The following is a 5,564-nucleotide window of genomic DNA, read 5'->3' on the forward strand; positions in this document are numbered from 1 at the left end:
CTTATGAAACCTTGTTGAGAGAAGCTAACGTGCGGCATAGAGGCCCAAATCAGTGTCGACATACTTTCGCATCGATGCTAATAACAAAGTATGTACCACTTGGTATTGTTGCTGAAATTATGGGGCACACATCAGAATCGATGCTAAAAAAGCATTATGGAAAAATAATACATGAAGACAGACCTAGCACTGCTAAGTTGATTTCACCATTTTTAGGATTAGAATAAGATTTTAACGTGCTAGGAGGTGCACTAAGGATCCCGTTTTTACCCCAAAGTTGCCCCAAGAGGCTTTGAATCTTAACTAATAACTTGGGAAATCAAGGAGTAAAAATGGCGGTGAGCCAGGGATTCGAACCCCGGGTGGGCTATTAACCCACGCTGGTTTTCAAGACCAGTCCATTCAACCACTCTGGCAGCTCACCGCAATTGCTTTCATGTCGAAAGCGAGGTGTATACTAATGATTTTTTTAGCGGTGTCAACGATTTATTTTTAAAGTTTTTGAGAGTTGAATTTTCTATACTCGCCACTATTATAGGCATGTAAATGTAGTATTATTCTAACTAAACATACTTGGTTTAAAACGGAGCATTACATGCAAGATAATAGACATCCACAAGCTCAGGCGGCTCACACTCAAGGTGATAACCTCGCCAATATTATGGGTGCTAATTCGCAAGCGGCTTTAGGTGCTGATGTTTCATCGGTACTTAAGAACACATACATGCTATTAGGTTTAACGCTGGCCTTTTCAGCTGCCGTTGCCTATATCGCAATGGTTATTAACGCGCCACACCCTGGCATGATCATAACGCTGGTTGGTTTTTACGGTTTACTGTTCGGTATTCACAAAACGGCTAACAGCGGCATGGGTCTTGTACTTACCTTCGCACTGACAGGCTTTATGGGTTATACAATTGGCCCCATCCTTAGCATGTTCATTGGCGCAGGCGCTGGCCACTTAGTTGCTAACGCACTTGGCTTAACCGCATTCGTATTCTTTGGTCTTTCGGCTTATGCCTTGATCACACGTAAAGACTTTAGCTTCTTGGCAGGTACGATTACTGCTGGTTTCTTTGTTCTTTTAGGTGCAATGGTTATTGGTATCTTTACCGATATCGCGGGTTTACAGCTAATGATCTCTGCGGGGTTTGTACTTTTCTCGTCTATGATCATTCTGTATCAAACCAGTGAGATCATTCACGGCGGCGAAACAAACTACGTTCTAGCTACCGTGACACTATTTGTGTCGATCTATAACTTGTTCCTAAGCTTGCTTCAGCTACTCATGGCATTTAGCGGGGACGATTAAGAAATAAGCAACCCTTTAAAGCCATGCCTTGGTCTGTACTAAGCATGGCTTTTTTAGTTTTTAGCCCTTTAAAATATGAACATATCTGTATTAGTCCTTAACGCTCCCTACGATTCACAGTCGTCTTACAGCGCTTATCGATACACTAAAGCTGCCCTTCAGAATGGGCACAAGCTTTCTCGCGTCTTCTTCTATCAAAACGGTATTCATAGCGGTACTAAACTCGCGACACCACCACAAGACGAGTTTGATCTTTATAAAGCCTGGCAAGACCTTGGTACCAAGCACAACCTTGACCTGGTTATCTGTATTGCCGCCGCAGCACGCCGAGGCTTGATCGATAACACAGAGCAAGCTCGCCATCAAAAGGACGCAAACAATCTCGCTGAAGGTTTCGAGCTTTCCGGGCTTGGGCAACTAGTAGAAGCAATGGCCGTTTCTGACCGCTTCATAACCTTTGGAGCTTAAACAGAGGCAAGATGGATAAGAAATCTATACTCATTATATTAAACTCAGCCCCGTTCGGCTCCAGCGATGCAAAAGAAGCTCTCGACCTTGTGCTGGCTGCGGGTACCTTCGAGCAAGATATCAGCCTGCTACTCGCAACTGATGGCTGCTATCTATTATTGGAAGATCAAGACCCTGCAAACATACACCAGAAGAATATTCGCCAAATGATGAAAGCGCTTGCTATTTATGGTGTAGATAAAGTGCATATAGATAAACAAGACGCTGAAGACCGAAACATCCCGTTAAGCGATTGCTCACTTGCGATAAGCGAACTTAGTAAAGCACAAGTAAGCAATAAGCTTAACGATTCCGACATTATTTTAAGATTCTAGCTTCTTGGCCCCACTTTATGACCCTGCATATACTGAACAAACCACCCTCAGAAGTCGCTGTGAACCAGCAACTTTCAGACACGATCCTGGACGGTGACTGCGTAGTACTCATTGAAGATGGGGTTTTCCAATGCCTGGGAACCTCGTCTGAAGCCAGTCAATGGTCTTGTATTGCCGCGACGATTTTTGTACTGACTGAAGATGCCTTGGCTAGGGGTGTAAAAATCCCGGTAGACTATTGTAAAATTGATTACAATGACTTGGTTGAACTTACCATCAAGCATGAAAAAGTGCATAGCTGGTATTAAATCTAGCCTTTGCTAAACACATATTATGAGCGATCAAGACACGCTAAAAAATATCCAGTTTGATGAGCAAGGTTTTCTAGTAAACCTGGATGACTGGTCACGCGACATTGCTGCGGCAATAGCCCTGCAGGAAGGCTTAACGCTAACGCCCGGACACTGGGAAATATTAGACGCCCTGCGCAGCTTTTACCTCGAATACGATCTCTCACCTGCTATGCGCATTCTTGTTAAGCATATAAAAGAGACCTTAGGGGAAGATAAAGGAAATAGCATCTATTTGATGACCCTGTTTCCGGGAAGCCCCGCAAAGCTAGCCAGTAAGATCGCAGGCTTACCCAAACCAACCAATTGCCTATAAACTTACCTTTTTTAAGGAAGTCGACCCCGTATGACAGACGTAAATATTAAACAAGCGAAAGCAGAACACCCATTTGCACCCTTTGTAAGAATACTGGGCAAAGGTAAAAAAGGCAGCCGTTCCCTTACTGAACAAGAAGCTTTTGAAGCAATGAACATGATATTAAAGGGAGAAGTCGAAGACGTGCAGCTGGGCGCCTTCCTTATGCTATTACGCGTTAAAGAAGAATCTGCTGAAGAGCTCAGCGGCTTTGTAAAGGCCGTTAAAGAGCAACTTAATACCCCCGCAATCGCGGCCGATCTTGACTGGTCATCCTATGCCGGAAAACGACGCCACCTACCTTGGTACCTGCCAGCAATTTTCTTGCTGGCTCAAGCCGGTTATCGAGTCATGATTCACGGCGCAAGTGGTCATACTGCAAACCGCCTGTATACTGAAAATATTCTTAATGAACTAGGAATACCAGTCTCACGCTCATGGGAAGAAGTTGCAGACAGTATGAATGTTAGAAGCTTTGCTTACCTGCCACTCGATGCGATTAGCCCACGCTTGGCCGAAATGATCAATATGCGTCACTTGATGGGGCTGCGTTCCCCTGTTCATTCTTTATCGCGACTGATCAATCCCTTGAACGCAGATAGCGTACTCCAAGGAATATTCCACCCCCCCTATAGCGGCCTTCATCAAGAGGCTGGAGCACTACTAGGGTACCGATCACTTTCAGTAATAAAAGGTGAAGGCGGAGAGATTGAGCGAAATCCTGATAATGCCATGGTCGTAAAGTCAGCGATTAAGGGAGAGCTTACTGAAGAAGAGTGGCCTTCTCAATTTGAGCGAAGACACGTTAAAGGGCAGGATTTAACGGTTAACTACCTTAAGCAAGTTTGGCGTGGTGAGCAAGAAGACGAATATGCCTTAGGTGCCATTATCGGTACAACAGCCCTCGCCTTAAAATCTTTAAAACCAGAGTTCTCACAGAAGGACGCCTTCGCATTTGCCGAGAAACTTTGGAGTGAACGCAAATTAGACTTGATCTAATCTACGTTCTGTAAAACCTCTATCAAAGGCGCCAAATATTTTTCATACGGCGCCGATGCTCGCTTGGCATCTTTATATATAGGCTGCCTTACTTGCGCGACACTCGCTGTTCTCACTGCGCGCTTATTTTTATGAAATTCGAAGCAGCCACCCTCTGGCTCCAAATGGCAAAAGGCGAGTAAGTTGTTAATCTGGTGCTCTGAGTTATCCACCATCGCTTCATAATTAGCCTCATAAATACGATCACCAAATAGGTTCTGCCAATGCTTCATCATGTCTTTATAGGCGATATAATACTGGCCCAGCTCTGTTAAATCATTAGTGTATGCTGGGGAACCAGAAAAATTTTGTTTATAAATAGAAAAACAGGTTTCAAGCGGGTCACGTGTACAATGAATAACTTTAGCGTTAGGCATTACAGTTAAGATAAGCCCAACAAACATGAAGTTATAGGGCATCTTGTCTGTAAAATACGTAGCTTTCTGTCTAGCTCTAAGCTTATCTAAATAAGCAGTCATGACTGCGACACACGCGCTAGCCTTATCATCTGCTGAGATATCGCTATTCAATATCTCGCCGTGCGTTCTAAAGCTTTCTCTCAGGTCAAGAATCTCTCCTTCCGCTTCGACCTGCGAGTGACTAGATATAATCTGCTCGATTAGCGTCGTTCCTGAGCGCGGCATACCCAATATGAATATTGGTGAATCATCTGAAAGTTGCGCCCCCTTTACTTCATTTAAAAAACCTTCGTCAAAAGCGTTTAAGATAGCTTTGAAGTCATTTTCTGTCTGGGAATGCTGATAATTTACGCCTTTGCGAGCAATGTCATTTCCCATTTTCAGGTACATGAATGATTTATCGGTCTTCTTACTTCGCTCATAATACATTGACAGAATATACGCGACGTTCATTTGAACTGCTGGCGCTTGTGTTTGCTGAGAAAAGCTTTTCTCCAACTGAGGAATGATGCTTTCTAATAGAGGCTCTTTTCTCCCCTTACCATACAAGATAAGATTCCGAATCACTGCTATTTGGCCAGGGTTGAGTTTCAAAGATTTTTGAAAACAGCTGTAGCCTTTTTCCCCCTCACCTAAACGACTTAGCGCTAAGCCTTTTAAGTTATAGGCATTTGCATTTTTCGGTGAGACTTTTATTAAAGATTTACAAACGCCTAAGGCATCCTTTTCTTTGTGATTCCCAATTAAGACGCCAGCCAATTGCTCTAAAGCTTTTTCATGCTTGGGCTTAAGTTGAAGAGCTTGCTTTAACCACGTTTCGGCTTGTTGATTATGACCTAGCTGTACTGCCAAGCCAGCACCCTGTAAAGCGACTTCATGCTCTTCAGGCAAGGCTTCAATTGCTTTTTTTGCGAAAGAGAAAGCCTCCGGCAGCTTTCCAGCTTGTTGAAGCAATAGAGAAAGTTGTGCGCATATCACGGGCTGACCTGGCGCCTTATCAAGAATCTGACGGTAGATATTTTCTGCTTGCGCTAGCTTGCCTTGCTGATGTAGTGCAAGGGCCTGATTGAATATTTCTTGCATTGACTTACCTAGTTAAGAGTCAGTTTACAGTAGATAATGGCACAAAAATGAGCCAAGTATGTGCTCTACTTTCGAGTAAAACTAATAGCGCTAGTTACCCAAATAGAAACAAAAGATTGATTACCAAGCTAGACGAACAGACTAGCGAAAAATGCTACAACGACT

The 5,564-nt window shown here is 43.6% G+C and carries 8 protein-coding genes and 1 tRNA gene; 7 read left to right on the forward strand and 2 right to left on the reverse strand.

The window, feature by feature from the left end; genetic code table 11:
• The coding region (locus A3766_RS14270; RefSeq protein WP_197479577.1) for a tyrosine-type recombinase/integrase at positions 1-227 on the forward strand (227 nt) is incomplete at its 5' end.
• A gap of 106 nt (positions 228-333) precedes the next feature.
• On the opposite strand, the gene A3766_RS14275 is transcribed toward A3766_RS14270, so the two are convergent.
• A tRNA-Ser gene (locus A3766_RS14275) sits at positions 334-424 on the reverse strand.
• Positions 425-661: 237 nt separating this feature from the next.
• Here A3766_RS14275 and A3766_RS14280 point away from each other — a divergent pair.
• The 6 genes from A3766_RS14280 (at position 662) to A3766_RS14305 (ending at position 3,858) form a co-directional block, all read left to right on the forward strand.
• Positions 662-1,312 carry a Bax inhibitor-1/YccA family protein gene (locus tag A3766_RS14280; RefSeq protein ID WP_068509429.1) on the forward strand — a complete coding sequence of 217 codons (651 nt, stop codon included), beginning with the start codon at positions 662-664 and terminating at the stop codon, positions 1,310-1,312.
• Positions 1,313-1,387: 75 nt separating this feature from the next.
• Positions 1,388-1,780, forward strand: a complete 393-nt coding sequence (gene tusD / locus A3766_RS14285) for a sulfurtransferase complex subunit TusD (protein ID WP_068513642.1) — start codon at positions 1,388-1,390, stop codon at positions 1,778-1,780.
• Positions 1,781-1,791: 11 nt separating this feature from the next.
• Positions 1,792-2,154, forward strand: coding sequence for a sulfurtransferase complex subunit TusC (tusC, locus tag A3766_RS14290; protein ID WP_068509772.1), 363 nt, complete (start codon positions 1,792-1,794; stop codon positions 2,152-2,154).
• Between the two features lie 17 nt (positions 2,155-2,171).
• On the forward strand, positions 2,172-2,462 hold the full coding sequence (gene tusB, locus A3766_RS14295) for a sulfurtransferase complex subunit TusB (RefSeq protein WP_068513640.1): 291 nt from the start codon (positions 2,172-2,174) through the stop codon (positions 2,460-2,462).
• Positions 2,463-2,487: 25 nt separating this feature from the next.
• Positions 2,488-2,820: a TusE/DsrC/DsvC family sulfur relay protein gene (locus A3766_RS14300; RefSeq protein ID WP_068513637.1), complete on the forward strand. Its 333-nt coding sequence runs from the start codon at positions 2,488-2,490 to the stop codon at positions 2,818-2,820.
• A gap of 30 nt (positions 2,821-2,850) precedes the next feature.
• On the forward strand, positions 2,851-3,858 hold the full coding sequence (locus tag A3766_RS14305; RefSeq protein ID WP_068552770.1) for a glycosyl transferase family protein: 1,008 nt from the start codon (positions 2,851-2,853) through the stop codon (positions 3,856-3,858).
• Here the strand turns inward: A3766_RS14305 and A3766_RS14310 are convergent.
• Entirely contained in the window at positions 3,855-5,399 is a 1,545-nt protein-coding gene (locus tag A3766_RS14310; protein ID WP_068510798.1) for a sulfotransferase, read from the reverse strand. The genes A3766_RS14305 and A3766_RS14310 overlap by 4 nt on opposite strands.
• Between the last annotated feature and the right edge of the window lie 165 nt (positions 5,400-5,564).

This window comes from Oleiphilus sp. HI0132 (assembly GCF_001635845.1).

Coding starts and splice junctions, on each gene's coding strand:
- A3766_RS14280 (WP_068509429.1), top strand. CDS start 662: ATGGGTGCTAATTCGCAAGCGGCTTTAGGTGCTGATGTTTCATCGGTA.
- tusD (WP_068513642.1), top strand. CDS start 1,388: ATGAACATATCTGTATTAGTCCTTAACGCTCCCTACGATTCACAGTCG.
- tusC (WP_068509772.1), top strand. CDS start 1,792: ATGGATAAGAAATCTATACTCATTATATTAAACTCAGCCCCGTTCGGC.
- tusB (WP_068513640.1), top strand. CDS start 2,172: ATGACCCTGCATATACTGAACAAACCACCCTCAGAAGTCGCTGTGAAC.
- A3766_RS14300 (WP_068513637.1), top strand. CDS start 2,488: ATGAGCGATCAAGACACGCTAAAAAATATCCAGTTTGATGAGCAAGGT.
- A3766_RS14305 (WP_068552770.1), top strand. CDS start 2,851: ATGACAGACGTAAATATTAAACAAGCGAAAGCAGAACACCCATTTGCA.
- A3766_RS14310 (WP_068510798.1), bottom strand. CDS start 5,399: ATGCAAGAAATATTCAATCAGGCCCTTGCACTACATCAGCAAGGCAAG.